15 protein-coding genes are annotated in these 23,603 nt (G+C 51.1%); 13 read left to right on the plus strand and 2 right to left on the minus strand.

Annotated elements, in window-relative coordinates:
- The first annotated feature begins 12 nt into the window (after positions 1 to 12).
- From GK091_RS20315 to GK091_RS20345, 7 genes are all read left to right on the plus strand, one after another.
- Positions 13 to 2,430, plus strand: coding sequence for an ABC transporter permease (locus GK091_RS20315; protein ID WP_164041715.1), 2,418 nt, complete (start codon positions 13 to 15; stop codon positions 2,428 to 2,430).
- Positions 2,431 to 2,670: 240 nt separating this feature from the next.
- Positions 2,671 to 3,081 (plus strand): hypothetical protein, encoded by a 411-nt coding sequence (locus GK091_RS20320; RefSeq protein ID WP_246202328.1) that lies wholly within the window; start codon positions 2,671 to 2,673, stop codon positions 3,079 to 3,081.
- Between the two features lie 13 nt (positions 3,082 to 3,094).
- Positions 3,095 to 3,619 carry a hypothetical protein gene (locus tag GK091_RS20325; protein ID WP_164041716.1) on the plus strand — a complete coding sequence of 175 codons (525 nt, stop codon included), beginning with the start codon at positions 3,095 to 3,097 and terminating at the stop codon, positions 3,617 to 3,619.
- Positions 3,620 to 3,721: 102 nt separating this feature from the next.
- Entirely contained in the window at positions 3,722 to 4,666 is a 945-nt protein-coding gene (locus GK091_RS20330; RefSeq protein ID WP_246202329.1) for a winged helix-turn-helix domain-containing protein, read from the plus strand.
- Between the two features lie 148 nt (positions 4,667 to 4,814).
- Positions 4,815 to 5,159, plus strand: a complete 345-nt coding sequence (locus tag GK091_RS20335) for a PadR family transcriptional regulator (protein WP_164041717.1) — start codon at positions 4,815 to 4,817, stop codon at positions 5,157 to 5,159.
- On the plus strand, positions 5,156 to 7,765 hold the full coding sequence (locus GK091_RS20340; protein WP_246202330.1) for an ABC transporter permease: 2,610 nt from the start codon (positions 5,156 to 5,158) through the stop codon (positions 7,763 to 7,765). Before GK091_RS20335 ends, GK091_RS20340 begins: the two co-directional genes overlap by 4 nt.
- 77 nt (positions 7,766 to 7,842) lie before the next feature.
- Positions 7,843 to 10,446, plus strand: coding sequence for a permease prefix domain 2-containing transporter (locus GK091_RS20345; RefSeq protein WP_170312758.1), 2,604 nt, complete (start codon positions 7,843 to 7,845; stop codon positions 10,444 to 10,446).
- Positions 10,447 to 10,687: 241 nt separating this feature from the next.
- Here the strand turns inward: GK091_RS20345 and GK091_RS20350 are convergent, their stop codons facing one another.
- Both GK091_RS20350 and GK091_RS20355 read right to left on the minus strand, forming a co-directional pair.
- Positions 10,688 to 11,068, minus strand: coding sequence for a PH domain-containing protein (locus GK091_RS20350; protein ID WP_164041719.1), 381 nt, complete (start codon positions 11,066 to 11,068; stop codon positions 10,688 to 10,690).
- A gap of 37 nt (positions 11,069 to 11,105) precedes the next feature.
- Entirely contained in the window at positions 11,106 to 11,678 is a 573-nt protein-coding gene (locus GK091_RS20355; RefSeq protein ID WP_164041720.1) for a hypothetical protein, read from the minus strand.
- Positions 11,679 to 12,036: 358 nt separating this feature from the next.
- Here GK091_RS20355 and GK091_RS20360 point away from each other — a divergent pair, with 358 nt between their 5' ends.
- The 6 genes from GK091_RS20360 to GK091_RS20385 all read left to right on the plus strand — a co-directional run bounded on the left by GK091_RS20360 (position 12,037) and on the right by GK091_RS20385 (position 23,568).
- Positions 12,037 to 12,375 carry a PadR family transcriptional regulator gene (locus GK091_RS20360; RefSeq protein ID WP_164041721.1) on the plus strand — a complete coding sequence of 113 codons (339 nt, stop codon included), beginning with the start codon at positions 12,037 to 12,039 and terminating at the stop codon, positions 12,373 to 12,375.
- Between the two features lies 1 nt (position 12,376).
- Entirely contained in the window at positions 12,377 to 14,986 is a 2,610-nt protein-coding gene (locus GK091_RS20365) for an ABC transporter permease (protein ID WP_164041722.1), read from the plus strand.
- Positions 14,987 to 15,205: 219 nt separating this feature from the next.
- Positions 15,206 to 15,541, plus strand: coding sequence for a PadR family transcriptional regulator (locus tag GK091_RS20370; RefSeq protein WP_164041723.1), 336 nt, complete (start codon positions 15,206 to 15,208; stop codon positions 15,539 to 15,541).
- Positions 15,542 to 15,554: 13 nt separating this feature from the next.
- Positions 15,555 to 18,173, plus strand: coding sequence for an ABC transporter permease (locus GK091_RS20375; RefSeq protein WP_246202331.1), 2,619 nt, complete (start codon positions 15,555 to 15,557; stop codon positions 18,171 to 18,173).
- 11 nt (positions 18,174 to 18,184) lie between these two features.
- Positions 18,185 to 20,893, plus strand: coding sequence for an ABC transporter permease (locus GK091_RS20380; RefSeq protein ID WP_164041724.1), 2,709 nt, complete (start codon positions 18,185 to 18,187; stop codon positions 20,891 to 20,893).
- Positions 20,894 to 20,934: 41 nt separating this feature from the next.
- Positions 20,935 to 23,568 (plus strand): ABC transporter permease, encoded by a 2,634-nt coding sequence (locus GK091_RS20385; protein WP_246202332.1) that lies wholly within the window; start codon positions 20,935 to 20,937, stop codon positions 23,566 to 23,568.
- Positions 23,569 to 23,603 lie beyond the last annotated feature (35 nt).

Raw genomic sequence — 23,603 nt, forward strand, 5'->3', positions numbered from 1 at the left:
CGTGCAGGCACTATGTTTCAGAACTACTTCAAAATTGCCCTCCGTACGCTGCGTTCACAACGCGCTTACACGCTGCTTAATACCATCGGTCTTACCGTTGGTATGGCGGGTGGATTACTCATTTTTTTATTCATCCGCCACCACCTGAGCACTGACCGGCACCATGCTAAATTCGAACGCACAGTTCGGATCGTCACGGATCTGCACCTCGACGACGGTTCCGTTGAACACTATCCCGAAGCGCCGTTGCCAATGGCCGCTGAGCTACGAAAATCGTTTCCGCAGGTCGAGCAGGCTGCGTTTTTTATCGTGAACAGATCCCTGACGATAAGTCTGTTTCGGCCGGGGCAGGCCACACCTGTTCGATTTCTGGAGCACGATAATACGGCTGTTACGGAAGCCGAACTGTTTCAGATTTTCGATTATCACTGGCTGAAAGGTGACGCCAAAACAGCGCTGCGTGAACCCAACAGCGTTGTGCTGACCGAATCGTGGGCCAAACGCTATTTTGGTGATACAAATCCTGTCGGTCAACGCATTGAACTTGATCACCGGATCAATGCGATCGTTACGGGTGTAGTTGCCGACCCTGCGCAACCGACGGACATCAACATGGGCCTGTTTATCTCGATGCCCACTCTCCGGCAGATCGACCCTGAGTTTAACATGAACGCCTGGGACCAGCTTAACAGTAATTACCGGCTGTATTGTACCCTTAATGACGCTGAACAAACGACGGCCAATCAGGTAGAAGCAGCTCTGCCAGCCTTAGCAAAAACGCATTTTGGGACGTCAGCTCACATTTTTCAATTTCATATTCAACCGCTGGCTGATGTGCATTTTGACGTTCAGCGTGTCGGTGGGGTCATTCGATTGTCGCTACTGTGGTCGCTGGCGCTGATTGGCGCATTTCTGGTCCTGATTGCCTGCATCAACTTTGTAAATCTGGCGACGGCTCAGGCGTTTCGGCGAAGTAAAGAAGTGGGAATCCGCAAAACGATGGGTAGTTCACGACGTCAATTAGCCTGGCAGTTTCTGCTCGAAACCAGTCTGATTGTGATGACAGCCGCTCTTCTGTCGGTGTTGCTGACGGCTGTTAGTTTACCGCTGTTTACCAGTTGGGTTCACGTTCGGCTTTCCCTTCAACTTGATGGTTCGTTACTGCTATTCATTGGGTCTTTGCTGCTTGTCGTGATCGTTCTGGCGGGTGGTTATCCGGCCTTTGTCCTGTCCGGGTTTAGCCCTGATTCGGCACTTCGGGGGACCGGTTTGCCCGGTAAATTCACGGCCGGTTCAGGGGGTGGGTACTCGTTACGAAAAGGGCTGGTTATACTCCAGTTTGTTATCTGTCAGGCGCTACTGGTTGGATCGCTGGTGGTGATGCGGCAAATTCAGTTCATACAAAAAACAGACCTCGGTTTCCGGCGAGACGATGTGCTCATTGTCAACTTGCCCGCTTCGGAAAAGAAATCCTGGCAGGCGCTTAAAAGCGAACTTGGCCAGTATCCCGATGTTAAATCGGTTTCGCTACAATACCGGCCACCGTCGGCGAAGGTCATGAACGGCGGTTCGTTCAAATTTGGCAGTACGACGGACTGGACTACGTTTCCCGTTCGCGAACGACTTGCCGATGCCGATTATCTGCAAACGTACAACCTGCGGCTGGTAGCCGGTCGTAATCTGGTAGAGAGCGACTCGATTCGGGAGTACGTCATTAACGAAACGCTGGCCCATAAACTGGGTTTTCGCAATCCACAGGACATTATCGGTAAGCACATGCAATACTACCTGTCGCCAGTGCCGCTGCCGATTGTCGGCGTCGTCAGCGATTTTCACCAACGGTCGTTGCATGAGGTTATTGGCCCCTGTTTTATTGCGTCATTTCCTGAAATGTATCAGCAGATCGGGATTCGGATTTCGGGCCAGTCAACAGCGAAAACGGTAGCGCATATCCGGTCGGTCTGGCAACGCACGTACCCGAACGACGTTTTCGAATACGAGTTTTTGACGGACCAGCTCAGTCGATTTTATGAAACGGAAACGACCATTTCGACGCTCGTCAATGTGTTTGCGCTGACGGCCATGCTCATTTGCGGACTGGGTTTATATGGCCTTGTTTCCTTCACGGTAGGGCAGCGGACCCGAGAAATCGGTATTCGAAAAGTGCTGGGCGCGTCAATAGTCAGTATCGTTTCGCTACTCACCCGAGACTTCCTTAAACTCGTGTTGATCGCCATCGTCATTGCTTCGCCCGTTGCGTGGTACGCGATGAATCAGTGGTTGCAGGACTTCGCCTACAAAGTTGACATTCAATGGTGGATCGTTGCCCTAGCCGGTGTATTTGCCACCGGCATTGCGTTCCTGACCGTAGGTTACCAAAGCCTCAAAGCCGCCCTGATGGACCCCGTAAAGTCATTACGAAGCGAGTAGAGACCGGTCGGAATGCCGCATCACCGCCGGTGCGGCAATCCCTTGCGTCTCCTGACCGGATGGTATTGCTGACGCACAGGTATTGCTGACGCATAGGAGACCGCACCGGCGGACCGGTCTCTACGTTTGCTACCAGCGATTAGTTTTACAATTCCTTAACAATGTTTTACAGACCTTTTTCATCTGCCGGAAGGTGGGCTTATACTTTTGATTCAGTGTTAATTATAACCAGCACGAATCATGAAGAAAGCAACTGGATTTGGTCTTGCCCTTTTTTGTACCCTACTGTCTGCCACCTGTTTTGGTCAGCAAACCTTTCGTATTTGTTCAGCGGCCTTTCCGAACTGTCAACAGATTGCCGATCAGTACATCGATAAAGGCAGATGCACGATTCCTCCGACCGCGACTAGCGAGTTTACTCTGCGAACGGTGACCCTTTCGACTACGGTCACCAAAGCCGTCGATAAAATACCGTTTCGAGTTGCCATTAGAGACAAGGCTACGAAAACGGTAGTGCTGCCCACCAAAAATAAAGTGAAGCAGATCGATGTCAGGAATGTGCGGTCGAAATGTAGGAAAGATGACCGAATCGTTTTGCTAACGCCGGATGATCAGTATGCGCTGCCACACAATGAAATTTTGGTCAACTAACCAGCTATCGTCTATGAAAACTCAACTCATAACCGCTCATCTGATGACATACCTGACCCTGCTTTTTGTGTCGTTCGGGATCATAGCGCATGGTGACAACGGCATACGTTTAGCGACGGATAGATCTGAAAACGCTACTGTGATTGGTGAAATCAACGCTTACCGCAATCCGCTGTTGCTGAATAATCAACCGTTGAATTACAGTACATTTTCGCTGGCCAGCAAGGGTACACTGGCCGTCCTGTCAGGCGGTTCCGGAACGACTTGTAGCAAAAGAATACCATTCCGGATTTATCTGAAACGGAACGAGCAACTAATCAATAACGGCGCGTCTGTCAACAACCGGGCTGTGTCTGAAATTGATATCGCTCCCGTACTGGCTATGGCCAAACCCGGCGACGTGCTGGTTATTGAACCAACGCGAAAAGAGGACGCTACGGCCCGACGAACCATTCGTCTGATCGGTTATTTTGACTATTTTCTCAAATCGCATAAAGACTTGTTTTCCTTCTGGCCAAACAAGGGGAACGGCTGTTAACGCTCATTGTCAATGACTTAATAGGTTCTGGCTGATTGATCGACACGTCAATAGACAGTGCCTGTTTACGGTCGTAATACACTTACCTGGTAACGGAATAAAATGGCTACGTTTACAGTGAAAACGGGTATGGTTATGAGAAAAGTAGCGGTTGTGCTTGTGTTGGTATCGGTTGGGCTGCTGTTTGTGCAGTTTGTTGGGTTGACTCCTACGGTTGGGAATACCGATGACCTGCGTTTTGCTCAGAAAGTGAATCTGGCTCTCCGCCGAACCGCGCACCATCTGCTCGCTGAAAAAGGCGATTCCATATCCCGCATTCCGCCCGTTCAACAACTAAATACGACTGTGTTTCGTGTCCGTCTCGAACAGCCATTCGACTACGGTCGGTTGCCGACGCTATTGGAGCAATCATTGGCTATTCATGGTATCAATGGCAACTACGATGTTACGGTGCTGGATTGCGTCAGTGGAGAACTGCAACTGGGGTATAATTTTCTGGATTTGCGTAAAGACAGTGGCGTACCCTGTGTCGGTCGAAAGCAGGGGCCGGGTTGCTACAACCTCCAACTTGTTTTTACGGCTCCAACGACTCAGAACCAGCCGGGCACGGTTTGGGGGGCGGGACTGCTCGGGTTTCTGCTGCTGGGTGGAGCCTACGTTTTCTGGATCAGGGCGAATAAAGAATCGAATAAGTCAATTACGCTGACCAACGATACCGTACCTAATGCTGGCATGTTGATTCGGGTAGGCCAACTGACATTTAGTAACACGAATCAGGTCGTAACCGTGGCTGGTGTACAACATACGCTCACTTATCGCGAAGCCAAATTACTGCACCTGTTTATGCGTCATCCGAACCAGCTACTGGAACGTGATTTTATCCTCAAATCAGTTTGGGAAGATGAAGGAATTATCGTCGGGCGCAGCGTCGATGTGTTTGTGTCCCGACTGCGTAAGCTGCTGCAAACAGATCCCGCCGTTCGAATCGTTGCCGTTCATGGCGTCGGTTATCGGCTGGAGGTTACGTTGATACAAGGTTCGGCGTAGCTGTCGTCCTGAACCGGACGATTGGTTGTCCATAATCGGACATTGATTTTTCGTATGATCAGTAAAAAAGCGGCTCAGTTGATCTTGAGCCGCTTTTTATTTTCTGGCAAATCATTTGCTCAGCAAAAGTAGAACTAAATCGGGTAACATGAAACGGGCTTCGCTGGGGGAGTTTGAAGAAGTGGTTTTGCTGACGGTTGCTGTGCTGGAACTGGAGCGGCTGGCGTATGGTGTAGCCATTACCCACGAAATCATTGAGGAGACGGGCCGATCGGTTCGCTTGAACCAGATTCATGCCGCGTTGCAACGGCTCGAAGACAAAGGGATGGTGATCTCCGAAATGGGCGAACCAACGGCCGAACGCGGTGGCCGCCGGAAACGGCTCTTTATGGTTACGGCCTATGGCCGTCGGACGCTACAGGAAATCCAGGAAGTACGGGCGAGCTTATGGACGCGGTTGATCAGTCCGTTTAAACTGGTTACCAGCGTATGACAGAGCTAAATCGTCGGACCGCACCCCGCTTAGCGGATCGTTTGCTCCGACTCCTTTGTGCACCACATCGTCTGGAAGAGGTCCAGGGCGATCTGCACGAAGAGTTCGCGTATCAGGTCGATCGCATTGGCGCGCGCCGGGCTAGGTGGCGCTACTGGTGGGATGTGCTGGGGTTTGTGAAGCCATTCGCCATGAAACGAGAATCAACGCAGTATTCAACAACTTTATTCAGTATTGGTATGATACGTAATTATTTTAGGACCGCCTGGCGTAATTTGTTGAAGAACAAGTTCTATTCGCTGCTCAACATTACGGGGCTAACTGCCGGGTTGGCGGTGGGTATTCTGATCCTGCTCTGGGTGCAGGATGAGCTAAGTTTCGATCGCTTTCATCGGCAATCCGACGCCATTTACCGGCTCGAAAATCGCGTTGGTACAGGGACCAGTCAGCAAATCTGGACAACGACCGTAGCTCCGATTGCCAGTTTCGCAAAGCGGGAGGTGCCTGAAGTAAAAGACGCAGTTCGGCTGGCCTATAATAGCATGTATACCCTGTTCAAATACAAGGACAAAACAGTCAACGAAGACCATTCGTCGTTTACTGACCCAGCGTTCTTTTCGATGTTCGACTATACCCTCATCAAGGGGAATCCGGCAAAACCGTTTCCGGATAAATACTCCGTTGTGCTTACGGAAACCACCGCTAAACGGTATTTCGGTGACGAAAATCCAATCGGTAAAGTGCTGTCGGGTAGGGACAAGATTGCCTTTACGGTGAGTGGCGTAATCCGGGATTTTCCGAAAAATTCCAGTATACAGGGCGACCTGTTTCTGCCGATTTCCCTGTTGTTCGATTCCATGTACAAAAACCGCACGGATGGGCGAACTATGGATACTGATTTTAGTGAGTTCAGCTACGACACGTATCTGTTGCTACAGCCGGGCGCGTCGGTGGCGAATCTAGCCGTTAAACTGCGCACGATTCACCTGCGCAACAAACCAGACGACACGGATCTGACCTATCTGCTGCAACCGTTGTCGGCGATGCACCTTTACAAGGCCGACGGCGCGGAGGGGGGTATCGAAACGGTTCGGATGTTTTCCATCATTGCGCTGCTTATTCTGGTTATTGCCTGTATCAATTACGTAAATCTGTCAACGGCTCGGTCCCTGCTGCGTTCCAAGGAAATCAGTATGCGCAAAATTGTGGGTGCGGCCCGAATCCAGTTGTTCGTTCAGTTTCTGGTGGAAACGGCTCTGCTTTTTTCATTCGCTGCGGTACTGGCACTTGGCTTGATCTATCTGTTGCTGCCGGCTTATAATCAGCTATCGGGTAAACAACTCGCGCTCGATTTTACCGACTATCACATCTGGGCGGTGATTGGGTTGACCATTACCGGAACGCTGGCCGCATCGAGCATTTATCCCGCCCTGCTGCTTTCCTCCTTCGAACCCCTTAAAGCACTGAAAGGGAAAGTGTCGGGACGAATCAACGAAGCTACCTTCCGGAAAGCGTTGGTCGTGATTCAATTTGCGGTTTCGGTTATTCTCATTGCGGGCACGTTCATCATCAGTAATCAGCTGCAATACATTCGGGCTAAAGAGCTGGGGTACGACAAAACGCACGTATTCGCCTTCTTCATGCGCGACATGGGTAAGCACTATGATGCGGTGAAAGCAGATTTATTGAAGCAACCCGGTGTTACGGGCGTTACGCGGGCTAACGCGAACATTATCCAGCTTGGGGGGCAAACCGGCAATAATGACTGGGAAGGAAAGGAGCAGGGCGAAACCATGATGATGCGACCCTTGGCTATTGATAAGGACTTTATTCCTTTCTTCAAGATGAAGCTGCTGAAGGGCACGAATTTTACGGGTGCCGTATCGGATTCACTACACTTTATTCTGAATGAAGCTGCGGTAAAGGCCGCCCGCATCAACGATCCCATCGGGAAGCGATTTCGGTTATGGGAGCGTAACGGAACCATCGTTGGCGTTGTGAAGGACTTTCACTTTGCGTCGATGCGGCAGAAAATAGAACCGGCTATCTTCTATTACGAACCGGCCCGATTGGGATCAATTTACATCAAAACGACCGGCAAGGAGGCTGCACAGGCCATTGCGCAAGCTCAGCAATCGTGGAAGCAATACAATGCCGATTACCCGTTCGAATACTTTTTCCTGGACGCACTGTTCGATGATCTTTATAAGTCGGAACAGCAAACGGGGCTCCTGTTTACCATCTTTGCCTCTATTGCCATTCTGATTTCCTGCCTGGGTCTGTTTGGTCTGGCAACGTATACCGCGCAGGTACGGACCCGTGAAATTGGCGTTCGTAAAGTGCTGGGGGCCAGTGTGACCGGTATTATTCAGTTATTAGCCAAAGACTTTGTTCAACTGGTCATTATTGCTATTGTCATTGCCGTTCCAATCGCGTGGTGGTCTATGAACCAATGGTTACAGGATTTCGCCTATCGAATCGACATCCAGTGGTGGGTCTTTGCCCTGGCGGGCCTGCTAGCCCTGGCAATTGCCCTGCTTACCGTCAGTTTCCAGAGCATCAAAGCCGCCTTGATGAATCCCGTAAAATCATTACGAAGCGACTAACGTAGATGGTATTGCTGACGCTAATGAGACGCAAGGGATTGCCGCACCGGCGGACCGGTCTCTACAAAACAGAACTTATGACACGTCCACCCCGTTTAGCGGACCGCCTACTGGCATTTTTCTGCGCTCCTCATCGACTGGAAGAGGTGCAGGGTGATCTGCACGAAGAGTTCGCGTATCAGGTCGATCGCATTGGCGCGCGCCGGGCTAGGTGGCGTTACTGGTGGGATGTGCTGGGATTCGTGAAGCCATTCGCTATGAAACGAGAAAAACAGGACTATTCAATTTCTATACTCAGCCCAGCTATGCTACGAAATTATTTCGCCATTGCGTTTCGCCAGCTTTGGAAAAACCCGTTGTTCAGTGCGATAAACATCATTGGGTTAACGGTCGGTCTGGCGGTCAGTATGTTCATCGCGCTGTACGTCTGGCACGAGTTTCATTACGACCGTTTCGAACCATCGGCCAGCCGGATATACCGGATTGCGTCGGTGGCGAAATATGGCGATCAGGAAGTGATCTTTTCAGGATTGCACGAATCATTTGGACGCGAGATAAAACGGCAGATTCCCGAAGTAGAAATGGTCGTTCGCTTTTCGGATGGTATGGGCGACGTCGTGTTGCAGACTGACCAAAACCACCGGTTTAAAGAAACGAACATTGGCTTCGCTGATGAATCGATGTTGACCGTAATGGGCATCCGGCTTCTTCAGGGAAATAGTCAAACGGCGCTTCGGGAGCCCAATCAGATCGTGCTGACCCGACAGTTGGCTGAAAAGTATTTCGGACGGCAGAACCCCCTCGGTAAGACACTGATTTTTGATAAGCAGTATCCCATGACGGTATCGGGTATTACGGACGATTTGCCCACAAATTCGATCATTCAGTTTAATGGCCTGGTCTCGTTGAGTTCCATGCCCACGCTCGGCGCTCATCAGCAGAATGCCTACAAAGGAGGTGGTTTCCTGACTACCTATCTGCTGGTGCGCCCGGACGCGAACGTCAGGCTGATCGAGCAGAAACTAAAGAGCGTAAAGTCGGATGTGCTGTTTGCCGATACGTCGGCTAGTTACTTTCTCGAAGCGCTGCCCTCAGTGCACCTGGATGGTCGTGGTCAGCCGACAGACACGCGGCAGTCCTTGTACATCCTGCTAACGATTGCGCTGATCATTCTGGGCCTGGCTGTTATTAATTATGTGAGCCTCACCACAGCCCGCGCGACCAAGCGGGCGCGTGAAGTCGGTATTCGAAAGGCCGTTGGTGGGCAGCGTAATGAATTGGTAAGCCAGTTTTTTATGGAATCATTCCTGACGACGACACTGGCGTTCGTGTTGTCGCTGGTGTTGTTGCAACTGCTTTTTCCGTGGGCGAACCAAACGCTTGATTTGCACATGGATACCCGCCTGTTGACGCAGGGGCCGTACCTGGGGTTAATGCTCACCTTGTGGCTATGCTGTTCCCTGCTGTCGGGAGGGTATCCCGCCTTGTTGCTGTCTGGGTTTCGGCCTGCAGCTGTGCTCAAAGGAGCAGCGAGCGGACGGCACAGTGGCGCTGGCGTTCGCCGGGTGTTTACAACCGTTCAGTTTACGGCGTCAATTGGGCTACTGATCTGTAGTCTGGTGCTGTATTCGCAGATGCGCTTCCTGCGAACCCAAAACCTGGGTATCAACCGGGCGCAGGTTGTGGGGATTCGTATCGACGGTGATATGGTATCACAGTTTCCTGCGTTGCGCGATGGTATTCGCCAGTGGGCCGGTAGTGGCAACGTAGCTGTCTCCAACACTGCGTTGTTTACCAACAATATTGCCACCTGGTTCATGAAAACAGAGAAGACAAAAAAGCAGTTGATGGTCAATGTCCTGACTGTCGACAAGCCTTTTTTTGCCATGATGGGCGTTCGCTGGCAGACCAGTCCGGTGGGTTGGAATGCAAGGCCAATCACCAAAGAACTCACGGTCTATAACCAAACGCTGCTCAACGAGGCTGGTATAAAAGGAGATCCAATTCAGCAGCCTTCGCCGTTCAAAGACCAGCACACCGATGGTGTCGTCGCGGATTTTCACGTGCGTAGTTTGCACGGTCCCGTTTCACCGATGCAGTTAACCGTGGTTAGTGATACCAACCGATCTATGATGGCCAATGGTGGGTATATTCTGGTTCGGTTGAGTCCGAAAACGGATGTGTCGCAGGCGCTGGATCAGCTTAAAGCGGTGTATAATGCGCACCAGCCAACGTCGCCCTTCGACTATTATTTTCTGGATGAAGCCTACGACAAACTCTATGCGAAAGAAACGCGATTGATGCAGTTGTTCAACGGATTTACGGTACTCACGTTATTGGTTGCCTGTCTGGGCCTACTGGGATTAATGACGTTCTCCGTCGACGTTCGTACCAAAGAAATTGGTGTGCGTAAGGTGCTAGGTGCATCGGTTGCTGGCATTGTCGTTTTACTCTCAAAAGACTTTCTGAAGCTGGTAGTGCTTGCCATTTTAATTGCCTCGCCAGTGGCCTGGTGGGCGATGAACAAATGGCTTCAAAACTTTACCTACAAGATCGACATCGAGTGGTGGGTCTTCGCATTGGCTGCTGGACTGGCAACGGGTATCGCGATTATAACCATCTCGTTTCAGAGCGTAAAAGCCGCCCTGACAAATCCGGTCAAGTCACTACGGAGCGAATAAGCCGTAGACAGAGCATGTGTAGCAATACAGGTATCTGTGTGGAGGACAGTGGAAAAGGGTGGGAGACTCTCTCCTTATTAGCAGTCTGATAGGTAGGAAATCAGTAGATTGAAAAGCAGAAGACAGCCTGGATTGGCCTCAAATTGAGTTTGCTTAAATCGGTAGTGTAGGATAAGCTATTTTGAGAAAAAAAGGGGAGGAGGGGTGCATCTGGCACCCCTCCTTGTGGTTTAAACTCCATTTAGCCCAGAACGTGGTTTGCCAGGACCTTTTGCAGATCGTAGATATTGACGCTCTTATTAAACTTCTTAGCGATACTAGGCACCTGCTCACTCGAAACCCATATTTTCAATTCTGCATCCAGGTCTAGATGACCGGCGGTTTCAATGCTAAAGCGTGTAATACTCTTATAGGGAATGGATAAATAGTCGATTTTGCGACCCGTAAGCCCTTGCTTATCTACCAGAATCAATCGTTTGTTGGTAAACATGAACACGTCTCGGATGAGCGTAAAACCGATTTCAATAGACTCCGAATCTGATAGCAAGTGTCCGTAGTCTTTATGGAGTGTTTCAGGCGTTACGGTACCCGCATTGCCTAGTAAAGCGGAAAATAGTCCCATATATGTGGTTTAAATCGATTGGTAATAGGTATAGATGTTAATTGCACAAACTGCGATCAACATATTGTTTACGTCCACTGCCTGTGAGGTAATAGCATCCACCACGAGGACCTGTGTAATAAGTTCTGGCTTGTGATGTTCGATAGCTGCTCGTAGCATGGTAACTGCCTGAACGGCTACTACCATCAACTGTACCGACGCGACCAGATTGTATTGTCGCGTCCGAACTGGCCTGTAAACGACTGTATTTATCGTGAAGGTCTTCATTTTTAGCCTTCAAACTGGCTATTTCCTTACGATAGGCCTCCAATTCTTTTTCCTGACTGCTGATTCGGTCTTGCAAGGGCTTTAACTCGCTTTTAGCCTGATTGCGAACGTCTCGGAGTTGCTTACTAACCACGCCAAGTTCGTACTGACAGTTTTCCAGATCTACGGCGGCAGCACTGACCTCTTTAACTTGGTTTTGAGCAAATAAACGAATGGGTATCAGGCATATAGCTAGTAAAAGTAGTAGTCTCATTCTATTGAAAAGTAGGTTATTGAATAAAGTTAAAAATTCCCGATACAATACTGGTGGAGCAAAGGCTTGAACAGGTTCCTTACTCATCAAAAGAAGGAGCCTATTGTAAACAGAAAACGGTCTGTTTTTAGGTAAGGATCACACGCCTGTATAGAAGTCAACAAGTATCAAAAGTAACCTTTCATTTGATAGCAATCGCAAAGTAGCTGAAACAAAGGGAGTAAGCTGTTTTGATGCACGATCAGTTGGGCAGGGGTGCCGTCAAAATGCGTATACGCCTGTCGGTACCTGACCCGTTCCACCCGTTCGGTATCGGACGGGCGAGTGTCCAGAAACGGACAAGTGTGTAATCCTAAAATTTGTAAAATGCTCTTTTTTCGTAGCGTAGGGCCATAGTTTATAGTTGGCATCGCATTTGATCGGCATTATCGTATAAAATAGATACTGGATGAAACGAGCCTTTCTCGGAGAATTTGAAGAAGTAGTTCTTCTGACCGTAGCGATTCTGGACGAGGGTGCTTACGGCGTCACGGTTACGCAGGAGATCGAGCAGAAAACGGGTCGTGCCGTTGGGTTTAGTACTGTCCATACAACGTTGCAACGGCTGCAAGAAAAAGGCTTTCTGGCCTCTGAAATGGGCGGGGCCACTGCCGAGCGTGGTGGTCGGCGAAAGCGGTTCTTTGTGGTTACAGCCGCTGGCCGGAAGGCGTTGGCCGAGGTGAAACAGGTTCGCGAGCAGTTGTGGAACGCACTGCCTCCGCAAACGCTACAACTAATGGGTGGGTGATATGGATGCGAAAAATAAGACACCCGGCTGGGCTAACTGGCTCCTGAAAACGTTTGGCCATCCCGATACGCAGGAAGAGGTGACGGGTGACCTGCTGGAACTGTATGCCCATTGGGTGGCGACAGTGGGGGAGCGCAAAGCCCGCTGGCGCTATAGCCTGAACGTGCTGAAACTGCTGCGGCCCTTTGCCGTCCGGAACCAATCGACCGACTATTCAACTCCTTTCTTCTTAAGCCCGGCTATGATTCAAAATTATGTAAAAATCGCCCTGAGAAACCTGCTCAGGCATAAGGCGTATTCGCTGATTAATATCGTCGGGCTGGCACTGGGCATGGCCTGTAGTCTACTCATCGGTTTATGGGTGTACGACGAGTTGAACTACGACCGGTTTTTGCCTTACCATGCCCAAATCCACTACGTGCGGGTAAACTACAGTTTCCGGGGTAACGAAATCCAGACGGCATCTGCTACACCCGGTCCGCTGAGTGAAGCGATTACCCGCGACATACCCCAGGTGGCCGCTGTTACAAAACTGACATGGCCCTCTGAACGACTGGTTCACGTTGGCGACCGGGTAGCGAAAGAACAGGGGCAATACGCATCGGTAGGCTTCTTCGATGTGTTTGACCTGCCCGCTGTATCGGGTAACCCCAGGTCAGCTCTCGCAAACCTGAATCAGATCGTTATCAGCCAACGACTGGCCGAAATCTATTTTCCGAATAGTCAGGCCGTTGGGCAGTCACTGCAACTCGACAATAACAAACGGTTTGTGGTGGGGGCCGTCCTGAAGAACCTCCCCCCTACCAGTACGCTTCAGTTCGACTGGCTCGTCAATTTCAAAGCGCAGGAAGAAGAATGGCAAACGCAGTGGGGATACAACGCGGTGCAAACGTACCTGCGTCTGAAACCAGCCACCACGGCTCTACAGGCGGAAGCCTCAATGAAAGGGATGTTCCGCCGGTACGCTACATTCAACAATAACGAGCACATAGTTTTGCAGCCAATCACGGACCTGCACCTCTGGGGCGATTACGAAAACGGTGTAGCGGTGGGTGGACAAATCGAATACGTCCGGATTTTTGGGATAGTGGCCCTGTTTATTCTCTTGATTGCCTGCATCAATTTTATGAATCTGAGCACGGCCCGCAGTGCCAAACGGTCGCGGGAGGTAGGCGTCAGAAAAGTTATCGGGGCCAGACGTCTCGCGCTGGTGGGGCAATTCCTGAGTGAGTCCACCATATTGAGTCTGCTGTCGGCAGTAATAGCGCTGGTACTGGTATGGCTCACCTTGCCGGCCTTCAATACGCTGTTCGACAAACAGATCACTCTTGACTTTGCCGACCCAGTACGCTGGATCGGTATTACGGGATTGGTCCTGATTACTGGTTTACTGGCGGGTAGTTACCCCGCACTGTTTCTGTCGGGGGGACAACCCGCCCGGATTTTACAGGGGCTTCATTTCCGATTCAGCAATCATCGAGCCGGGCCGGCTCAGCTTCGGCAGGTACTGGTAGTGTTTCAGTTTGCGTTGTCTACCTTCCTGATCGTTGGCATGCTGGTTATCGGGCGACAGATGAGCTACCTGCGTACCAAACATCTCGGACTCGACCGTGGCAACGTAGTTTATCTGAACCTGGAGGGCCAACTGAATGACTATCAGAAAACAGAAGCCCTGCGCCATGAACTGATACAACTACCGTCGGTGGCGGGGGCAACAACAGCCGCTCACCTACCGCTTAACATACAGAGCAACACCACCGATCTGCATTGGTCAGGTCAGAATGAAAAGCAGTTGGTAAGCGTATCGGCCATGTCCGTCGGGAACGATTTTATAAAAACAACCGGTATCAAACTACTCGACGGACGCGACTTCCGCCCCAACGCACTTGCCGACACGGCCTGCTACCTTATCAACGAAGCGGCAGCCAGACTGATGGGAATGAACAAACCCGTGGGCCAGCACATCACATTTTGGTTTGGAAAGGGTCCTATCATCGGTCTGATGAAGGATTTTCACCTCGGCTCGCTGCGTGAGGCCATTAAGCCGCTTGTCATCACGTACATGCCACCGAGCGCACAGTATCTGCTGATCAAACCACGCGCCGGGCAAACCGCGCAGGCTCTGGCTGATCTGGAACGATTGGTCAATCAGTTTAACGGCGACTATCCATTCAGCTACCACTTTCTGGATGAAGCGTACCAAAGGTTATATCACCGCGAGCAGCAGGTCAGCGTACTGATCAATTACTTCGGCATACTGGCCATTCTGATCTCGTGTTTGGGCCTGTTCGGGTTAGCTGCCTTCTCGGCCGAACAACGCACCAAAGAGATTGGCATTCGCAAAGTGCTGGGCGCATCCATTGGTAGCCTTGTAGCCCTGCTATCGACCGATTTCCTGAAACTGGTGCTTATCGCTTTTATCCTTGCCAGCCCTGTGGCCTATTATGTTATGCAGCAGTGGCTGACTGGCTTTGCTTACCGGGTTGAGCTATCGTGGTGGGTCTTCGTCCTGGCGGGTGGCTTGGCAGTGGGAATTGCTCTGCTAACGGTCAGCTACCAAAGTATCAAAACGGCTCTGATGAATCCGGTCAAGAGTTTACGAAGCGAATAAACGCATCTACTGTACCACGAAAAAGCACTGCTTGGCGGGCAGTGCTTTTTCGTGTCCGCTGGTGAACAACATTTGTCCGTTTCTGGACAGCGGTCTTCTTGTGTTTTGCTAAAAATAGGCCGTAATAATGTCTAAAGGCATATCAATCAGTTTGGCAAGGCATTTGACATACAGAAATGGAGGAAATAAAACGACGATTCTAAAGGCAACTTTTACCGTATGCGACGGAGCGATTTAGGCGAGTTTGAGGAGGTGGTTTTGCTGGCCGTGGCGGTGCTCTCCCCCAAAAGTTATTCGGTAGTTATCGCCGAAGAACTTGAACGGGAAACCGGACAGACCGTAAGTACGGGAGCGGTCCATGCGGCACTGCAACGGCTTGAACAGAAAGGGTATCTGACTTCACACCTAGGCGATGCAACCGCCGAACGGGGTGGCCGTCGGAAACGTCTGTTCGCGGTTACGGCGCTGGGTGGCCGGGTGCTGAGCGATGTGCATTCGGTCCGGAATCGGCTTTGGGAGCGCATCGTACCGCAAACGATACTTACCTGGAGCTAACCCGGTTTGCCGTATGAACCCGAATCAATCCAAAACGCCTAAGCCACCACCGGGGTTCGACCGGCTGTTGACCTGGCTGATTGCTCCGCACCTGCGGGAGGAAGTGCTGGGCGATCTCCATGAACGCTATTACCGGCGCGTTCAACGACTGGGACTAGCCAAAGCCCAACGTTTATACTGGCAGGAGATGCTGGCGTATGCAAGGCCCGCATTCATTACCCGTAAACCATCACCGTATTCGACGCCAAACTACACAGACATGCTACGGAACTATTTGAAAATTGCTTTTCGCAACCTGACCAGACAAAAGGGCTATTCATTTATTAACATCGCGGGTTTATCCGTTGGGATGGCGGTTGCCATGCTCATTGGCCTGTGGATACACCACGAGTATTCGTATGACAAGTTTCTGCCGGGCTATGAGCAATTGTATCAGGTACGACGAAATTACAATAGCAACGGCGACACGCTTACCTTCACGACGACATCGCTCAAGCTGGCCGACGCCCTACGCTATCAGATACCCGAGGTCGAACAGGTCGCCGAGAGCGATCACATGGGTGCGCATGGGCTCAAGGTCGGCGATAAAAAAATTTACGTAGACGGTGCCCAGATCGGGGGTGACTTTCTGCAAATGTTTCAATACCCACTGATCGAAGGCGAGGCTAGCCGGGTGCTGAACGATCCGTATTCGATTGTCCTGACCGAATCGACTGCCAAAACCCTCTTTGGGAGCGAAAATCCAATGGGCAAGATCGTGCGGTTTGACAACAAGAGTGACTTGAAAGTAACAGGTATTCTGAAAGATCTACCCACCAATTCATCGTTGCGGTTTAATTACCTGGTTCCGTTCAGTTATTACGAAGCAACGGTCAATAACGTGCACATGGCCCGCAGCGGCAGCTTTAGCAATAACGCGTTTCAACTTTTCGTCAAACTCAAACCCGGCGTATCCTACGCACAGGTCGCCGACAAAATTGCGCTGATCGAGCATACGGAGCGAAATAGCAGTAATGCAATGAATTCGGTGGTGATTCTGCAACCGCTGCAAAACTGGCATCTATACTCGACTTACCAGAATGGCAAAGAAACGGGTGGATTCATCGAGTACATCCAGATGTTTAGCGTCATTGGCGTTCTGGTCGTTCTGATTGCCTGCATCAACTTTGTTAACCTGACCACCGCCCGTTCAGTCAGACGCGCTAAAGAAGTAGGCATCCGAAAAGCAGTTGGTTCGCAACGGCAGCAGCTCATCAGTCAATTTCTGATCGAGTCATTCCTGCTTACGTTTGTGGCCTTTCTGTTCTCACTGCTTCTGGTACAACTGCTGTTGCCCGCGTTCAACGGACTGACCGATAATCAGATCGTTATTCCTTACGCCACGACCGGATTCTGGATGGCTGTGCTGGGCTGCCTCCTGATAACGGCTTTGCTGGCCGGCAGCCTGCCCGCCTTTTATCTGTCCTCGTTTCAGCCCGTAAAGGTGCTGAAAGGTACGATGCAAGTTGGGAAAGCCGCTTCGTTCCCGCGTAAGGTATTGGTAGTCGCTCAGTTTAGCTGCTCCATTGCCTTGATTTTGAGTGCCATCGTCGTTTTTAAACAAATCCAGCACGCGAAGAACAGGCCGACGGGGTACAATGTTAACCGGCTGCTGACGACCAACATGAACACTGAGTTAGGCCAGAACGTCACGGCGCTAAAAGACGAATTAATCAAAACCGGAATTGCCGAACAGGTATCGCAGTCATCAAGTCCGGCGACGGATATCTGGTGGCATTCCGATCTGGACAACTGGCCCGGTAAAAACGCGGGCGAAACGGTGGAACTGGGTGTTATACTGGTTGCTAACGACTATTTCAAAACGGTAGGCATGACGTTGGCAGAGGGTCGGGACTTTAGTAGCGGAAACGATACAACCAGCGTTATTTTCAACGAAGCGGCCATCAAACGGTTTCGGTTGCAGAACCCGGTTGGTCAGCTCATCACCTGGCAGGGGAGGCCGTTACGGATTGCTGGCGTTGCCAAAGACGCCCTGATGCAATCACCCTTTACCAAAGCGGACCCAACGATGTTTCTCTGTACGCCTGTTCCACTCAACGTTCTTTTATACCGGATTGCGCCCCGGCTGACGACTCAGGATGCCCTCGCTCGGATGACGGCTTTGTTTACTAAATATAACCCGTCGTATGCCTATAGTTATCAGTTCGCCGATGAGAGCTACGCGGCTAAGTTCAAGCTGGAATCGCTCATTGGGAAACTGGCCGGTATTTTCGCGGGTTTGGCCATTTTTATTAGTTGCCTGGGCTTGTTTGGTCTGGCGTCGTTTATGGCTGAACGACGCACGAAGGAGATTGGTGTTCGCAAAGTGCTGGGCGCGTCGATACTCAACGTCTGGGGACTCCTGTCCAAAGAATTTGTCTACCTGGTTGGCATCGCTTTTCTCATCGCTACGCCAGTAGCTTACTACCTGCTCTCAAACTGGTTGCAGAAGTACGAATACCGGACGGAGATATCCTGGTGGATTTTTGCCCTGACGGGTCTGGGTGCTGTGGCTATTACGTTGCTCACCGTTAGTTTTCAGAGCGTGAAAGCGGCTTTGCTGGACCCGGTGAAGAGTTTGAAAATTGAGTAGATCGTCAACGTATGGCTAATAATCCGTTTCCCCGGAACCGGACTGGACCGCCTAAATGGGTCGATACGTTGCTCGGTTGGCTGGTGGCTCCTCAGCTGCGGGAGGAGGTCTTGGGCGACCTCCACGAACGCTATGCCCGGCGGGTGCAACGACTGGGGCCAGCTAAAGCCCGGCGCTTGTACTGGCGGGAGGTGCTGGCTTACCTGCGACCTTCTTTTATAAAACGTCAACCGGGAGAATACCCCCAACCAACGACTATAGCCATGTTTGCAAATTACCTGACAATCGCCTTTCGAACCCTGAGTCGCCATAAACTCTATACCGCTCTCAACGTGGCGGGTCTGACATTCGGTATCACCTGTTTTGTGCTGATTGGGTTATACCTCTTCGATGAGCTGACGTTTGATCAGCAACACCGGCAGGCAAATCGAATATACCGGGCTATTCAGCATAAAAAAACACCGACCGAAGCGCTGACGATTGCGGCATCGAGCTACAAAATAGCCGAAGAAGCGAAGAAGAGCATTGGCGAAATAGAAAATTCGGCTCGGATTGTCCGGACCGGACGAGCCAATTTATCAAATCCGGAAAACAAGCATGCGTTTCAGGAAAACGTCACGTTTGGCACTCCCGGTCTGCTGAGCTTATTTGATTTTGACGCCATTGATGGGGATGCTAAGTCAGGATTGACCGAGCCAAACGCCATCGTTATCGTCGAAGAAGTAGCGCAACGACTGTTTGGCCGAACGGACGTTGTGGGCAAGACCGTCGATTTCGAGCTTAATCGACCGCTGAAAATAACCGCTGTGCTGAAAAACCACCCCCGCAATTCGAGTCTCGATTTCAAGGCGGTCGTTTCGGAAGCGACCATCAGCAGCGATGACGAATTTGCCAACTGGATAGCGGATTGGGACTCCCAAACGTTCACGACGTTCTTTCTGCTGAAAGAAAAGGCTAATCCAGAAATCGCAGCCCGGAAACTAACCGATCTGCTGAATGCCCATGTGAACTGGGAAGCGGGCCATTCAATGACCTACACCCTGCAACCCCTGACTGACATGCACTTGTACTCCGAAACGATTGTGGACGGGGCCAGAAATGCGAATGTAGACGCCATGAGTCAGGGCGTTTTGCTCTACATCAGGATCTTTGCACTTGTCGGGCTGTTTGTATTGCTCATTGCCTGCATCAACTACATGAACCTCGCTACGGCCAGGGCTTCTAACCGATCGAAAGAAATAGGCGTTCGCAAAGCCAATGGTGCGTTTCAGCGTCATCTCATTTATCAGTTTCTGACCGAAGCACTGGTCGTAACCACGATCTCGTTCCTATTGGCCGTGGTGCTGGTCAATGTACTACTGCCCGCCTTCAATCAGTTTACCGGCAAAGAACTCTCGCTGGGTATTCACAGCGACTACCGGATCTGGCTTTACATGCTACTTGCGATTGTTATCACTGGCTTATTGTCAGGGAGTTATCCGGCCTTTCTGCTGTCACGGTTTAGCCCGCTGCTACTACTGAAAAATCTCAAAAGCCAGAACAAAGGTGACTTATCGTTGCGAAAAGGACTGGTCGTTTTCCAGTTTACGATTTCGGTGGTTATGATGATTGCTACGATCGTGCTTTTCCAGCAAGTCCGGTTTGCGAACAACAAGGATTTGGGCTTTAACAAGGAACTCCTGCTGGTCGTCGATATCAACAGCGGTGATATACGAAGTAGTGCCGAAACGATTAAGGCTGAATTCAGCCGGATACCAACGGTAAAAAATGTATCGGTTACTTCCCGCGTGCCCGGTGAATGGAAAGCGATTCCAACGGTCAAAATCAGGACCGTGGGCAATACCGATCAACATAACGTTGCGTACTGGATAGGAGCCGACGAAAACTTTGCCAGAACCTTTGACGTGAAGCTGCTGGCCGGTCGAAACTTTGGCGGACTGAGCGATTCGTCTTCGGTCATCCTCAACGAAACGGCGGCTAAAATGCTCCACATCAGGGAAGCGTCGGGCCAATTGGTCGAAATACCCGCGCGGGCGATGGGCGGCAGCTACCAGCCACTCAACAAGGCCAATCAGCCCTTTAGGGCCAGGGTCGTTGGTATTGTAAACGATTTTCATTTCCAGTCGCTACGCGAAAAAATTGCCCCGCTGGTGCTGGCTTATCAGAAAAATCCGGTGCATAACATCGACTACTTTACCGCCCGAATCGAAGGGCGCGCTATTCCGGCAACGCTGGCCCGCATGAACGATATCCTGACCAAAATAGACCCGACGCACCTGCTGGAATATCACTTTCTGGATGAGCAACTGGCGCGTTTTTACGCGGAGGATCAACGCCGTGAAACCCTGCTGATCTGGGTGGCGCTCGTGACCATCGCCATTGCCTGTCTGGGCCTGTTTGGGCTGGCAACGTATGCCGCCGAACAACGCATTAAGGAAATTGGCGTGCGGAAAGTATTGGGAGCCAGCGTACTGAATCTGACAGTGTTGCTATCAAAGGATTTTTTGAAATTGGTTCTGATCGCGAATGGCATTGCCTTTCCCATTGCATGGTGGGCTGCCGATCAGTGGCTCAACGAATTTGCGTACCACATCCAGATCGAATGGTGGTTCTTTGCCGTTGCGGGTGTGCTGGCCGTTGCTATCGCCTTGTCGACAGTCAGCTACCAGGCCATTCGAGCGGCACTGGTCAATCCGGTCAGGAGTTTGCGGAGCGAATAGTGCCTAAGCCTGGAAGCCCGATGAGTCCGAAACCGTCTAAGATGTCCAAGTCACCGCCTAAATGGGTCGATACGTTGCTTGGTTGGCTGGTGGCTCCGCAGCTGCGGGAGGAGGTTCTGGGCGACCTCCACGAACGCTACGCCCGGCGGGTGCAACGACTGGGGCCAGCTAAAGCCCGGCGCCTGTATTGGCGGGAGGTGCTGGCTTACCTGCGCCCGTCGGTTATGAAACGAAACGCTACGAATGCGTATGCTTCACCTTATTTTTTACGTCCGGATATGCTACGAAATTATGTCACTGTCGCTTGGCGAAACCTGATTCGCAACAAATCGTTTTCGACCATCAACCTGTTAGGGCTCGCCCTGGGTATGGCCTGTAGCCTCCTGATCATGCTGTGGGTGCAGGACGAACGCGGTGTGGATGGCTTTCACGCCAACGGCGACCACCTTTATCAGGTGTATGAACGCCAGTATTTTGACGGGCAGGCCCATGCCAGCTATTTTACGCAGGGCTTGTTGGCCGATGAGCTCAAGCGCACGATTCCCGAAGTCCAGTACGCCAGTGCGATAGAAGCAAGCTACCCGACTACATTTGACACGGGCGACAAAACCATTAAAATGAGCGGGACATTTGCGGGAGCGGACTTTTTTCGCATGTTCTCCTATCCGTTTTTGCAGGGAACACCCGCTGCGGCTTTGGGCAGTCCCGGCGGCATCGCCATCTCCCGGAAAATGGCCGAACAGTTTTTTGGTAGTCCCGAGCAGGCAATGGGCAAATCGATCCGGTACGAGAACCGGCAGAACTTGCGTATAACGGCCGTGTTTGATGACCTGCCCGCCAATTCATCGCAGCAATTCGATTTTTTGAGGCCGTGGACGGATTTTGTCAACGAGAATCCGTGGGCAAAAACCTGGACGAGCACCGACCCCATGACCTATGTACAACTGCGCCCGGATCGGGCCGGAAAACCAGCTGACGCGGCAAAGGTCGAAGCCAAAATCAAGGACTTTCTTTCTCGATACGTGCCAAAAAATAAAGGGTTTATCGTTGAACTAGGGCTACAACCGTATCCTGAAAAATACCTGCATTCGACGTTCAAGAATGGCCAACTCGATGGGGGACGCATCGAATACGTTCGACTGTTCAGCATCGTGGCGGTCGTTATTCTGCTGATTGCCTGCATCAACTTCATGAATCTGGCCACGGCCCGGTCTACCAAACGGGCTAAGGAAGTAGGCGTTCGCAAAGTGGTCGGGGCGGGTCGTTCATCCCTGATCGGGCAGTTTGTGGGGGAAGCGTTGCTGCTCACGTTCTTGTCGATCATGATCGCCATTGCGCTGGTGGCTTTGCTACTGCCGGCTTTTAGTACGCTTACAGGAAAGATGCTGATCCTGCCACTTGGTCAACCCAGGTTTTGGGCGTCTTTGTTGGGGTTACTCGCATTGACTGGTTTCGTAGCAGGTAGTTATCCCGCGCTGTTTCTGTCGTCGTTGAGTCCGATCAGGGTGCTGAAAGGGAGCCTTTCGTCGGCAGGACTGCGGTTCGGGTCAGGCGTAACGTTCTTTCGGCAGGGCTTGGTCGTCGTTCAGTTTGGCCTGTCGATTCTGCTCATTGTCGGTACGATTGTGATCTATCGTCAGATGAGCTACGTGCAAACGAAGAACCTCGGCTACAATCGCGAAAATCTGATCTACGTACCCATCGAGGGCGATTTAATGCAGAAATACGAGCTGTTCAAAGACGAGCTGGGTAAGCAGGCAGGCATCGTGTCTATTTCCCGAATGCGCGAATCGCCAACTGAGATCGGCCATCACGTTGACGATGTTAGCTGGTCGGGTAAAGATCCGAATCTGAGAACCGCTTTTGCCAATACCGCCGTTGGGTATGATTTTGTGAAAACACTGAAACTGAAACTCAACGATGGCCGTGATTTCTCGCCAGCATTTGGTACAGACTCGACGAGTTACATCATTAACGAAACGGCACTGGCTAAAATCGGCTATAAAAATCCGATTGGTCAATCCCTGGAGTGGGGGAGACGAACGGGCAGAATCATTGGTGTGCTAGCCGATTTTCATTTTAATTCGATGCGTCAATCCATCGAGCCATTGATTATCAGACTGGATAAAAACGCCGTATGGGGTACCATCTTGATTCGCACCGAAGCGGGCAAGACCCAGGAGGCCATCGCCAGCCTGGAAAAAGTCTACAAAGAATTGAATCCTAAAACGCCGTTTACGTACCAGTTTTCGGATCAGGAATACGCAAAACTATACCGTAGTGAGCAGGTGGTGAGTCAGTTGGTCAACTATTTCGCTATTCTGGCCGTTTTCATTTCCTGCCTGGGCTTGTTTGGTCTGGCTGCCTTTACCGCTGAGCAGCGTACCAAAGAAATTGGGGTGCGCAAAGTACTGGGCGCATCGGTAACCAGTGTCGTTGCGATGTTATCGAAAGACTTTCTGAAGCTGGTCCTGATTGCTATTATGTTGGCATCACCCGTTGCCTGGTATGTGATGAGTCAATGGTTGAAAGGCTTTATTTACAGGACAGAAATCGAGTGGTGGGTTTTTGCGCTGGCGGGACTGCTGTCGGTTGGCATTGCGCTGCTGACCATCAGTTATCAGAGTATCAAAGCGGCCCTGATGAATCCGGTAAAAAGTTTAAGAAGTGAGTGAGGACGCTGCGGCTGTGATTGCTGGTGGGTGACTCG

The sequence above is a fragment of the Spirosoma agri genome, from assembly GCF_010747415.1.
Classification (GTDB): domain Bacteria; phylum Bacteroidota; class Bacteroidia; order Cytophagales; family Spirosomataceae; genus Spirosoma; species Spirosoma agri.

Bases quoted from the DNA above. Each gene is read 5' to 3' on its own strand.
- GK091_RS20365 (WP_164041722.1), top strand. From the start codon at position 12,377: ATGGATGCGAAAAATAAGACACCCGGCTGGGCTAACTGGCTCCTGAAA.
- GK091_RS20335 (WP_164041717.1), top strand. From the start codon at position 4,815: ATGAAACGGGCTTCGCTGGGGGAGTTTGAAGAAGTGGTTTTGCTGACG.
- GK091_RS20375 (WP_246202331.1), top strand. From the start codon at position 15,555: ATGAACCCGAATCAATCCAAAACGCCTAAGCCACCACCGGGGTTCGAC.
- GK091_RS20380 (WP_164041724.1), top strand. From the start codon at position 18,185: ATGGCTAATAATCCGTTTCCCCGGAACCGGACTGGACCGCCTAAATGG.
- GK091_RS20370 (WP_164041723.1), top strand. From the start codon at position 15,206: ATGCGACGGAGCGATTTAGGCGAGTTTGAGGAGGTGGTTTTGCTGGCC.
- GK091_RS20315 (WP_164041715.1), top strand. From the start codon at position 13: ATGTTTCAGAACTACTTCAAAATTGCCCTCCGTACGCTGCGTTCACAA.
- GK091_RS20340 (WP_246202330.1), top strand. From the start codon at position 5,156: ATGACAGAGCTAAATCGTCGGACCGCACCCCGCTTAGCGGATCGTTTG.
- GK091_RS20345 (WP_170312758.1), top strand. From the start codon at position 7,843: ATGACACGTCCACCCCGTTTAGCGGACCGCCTACTGGCATTTTTCTGC.
- GK091_RS20330 (WP_246202329.1), top strand. From the start codon at position 3,722: ATGGCTACGTTTACAGTGAAAACGGGTATGGTTATGAGAAAAGTAGCG.
- GK091_RS20325 (WP_164041716.1), top strand. From the start codon at position 3,095: ATGAAAACTCAACTCATAACCGCTCATCTGATGACATACCTGACCCTG.
- GK091_RS20385 (WP_246202332.1), top strand. From the start codon at position 20,935: ATGTCCAAGTCACCGCCTAAATGGGTCGATACGTTGCTTGGTTGGCTG.
- GK091_RS20320 (WP_246202328.1), top strand. From the start codon at position 2,671: ATGAAGAAAGCAACTGGATTTGGTCTTGCCCTTTTTTGTACCCTACTG.
- GK091_RS20360 (WP_164041721.1), top strand. From the start codon at position 12,037: ATGAAACGAGCCTTTCTCGGAGAATTTGAAGAAGTAGTTCTTCTGACC.
- GK091_RS20350 (WP_164041719.1), bottom strand. From the start codon at position 11,068: ATGGGACTATTTTCCGCTTTACTAGGCAATGCGGGTACCGTAACGCCT.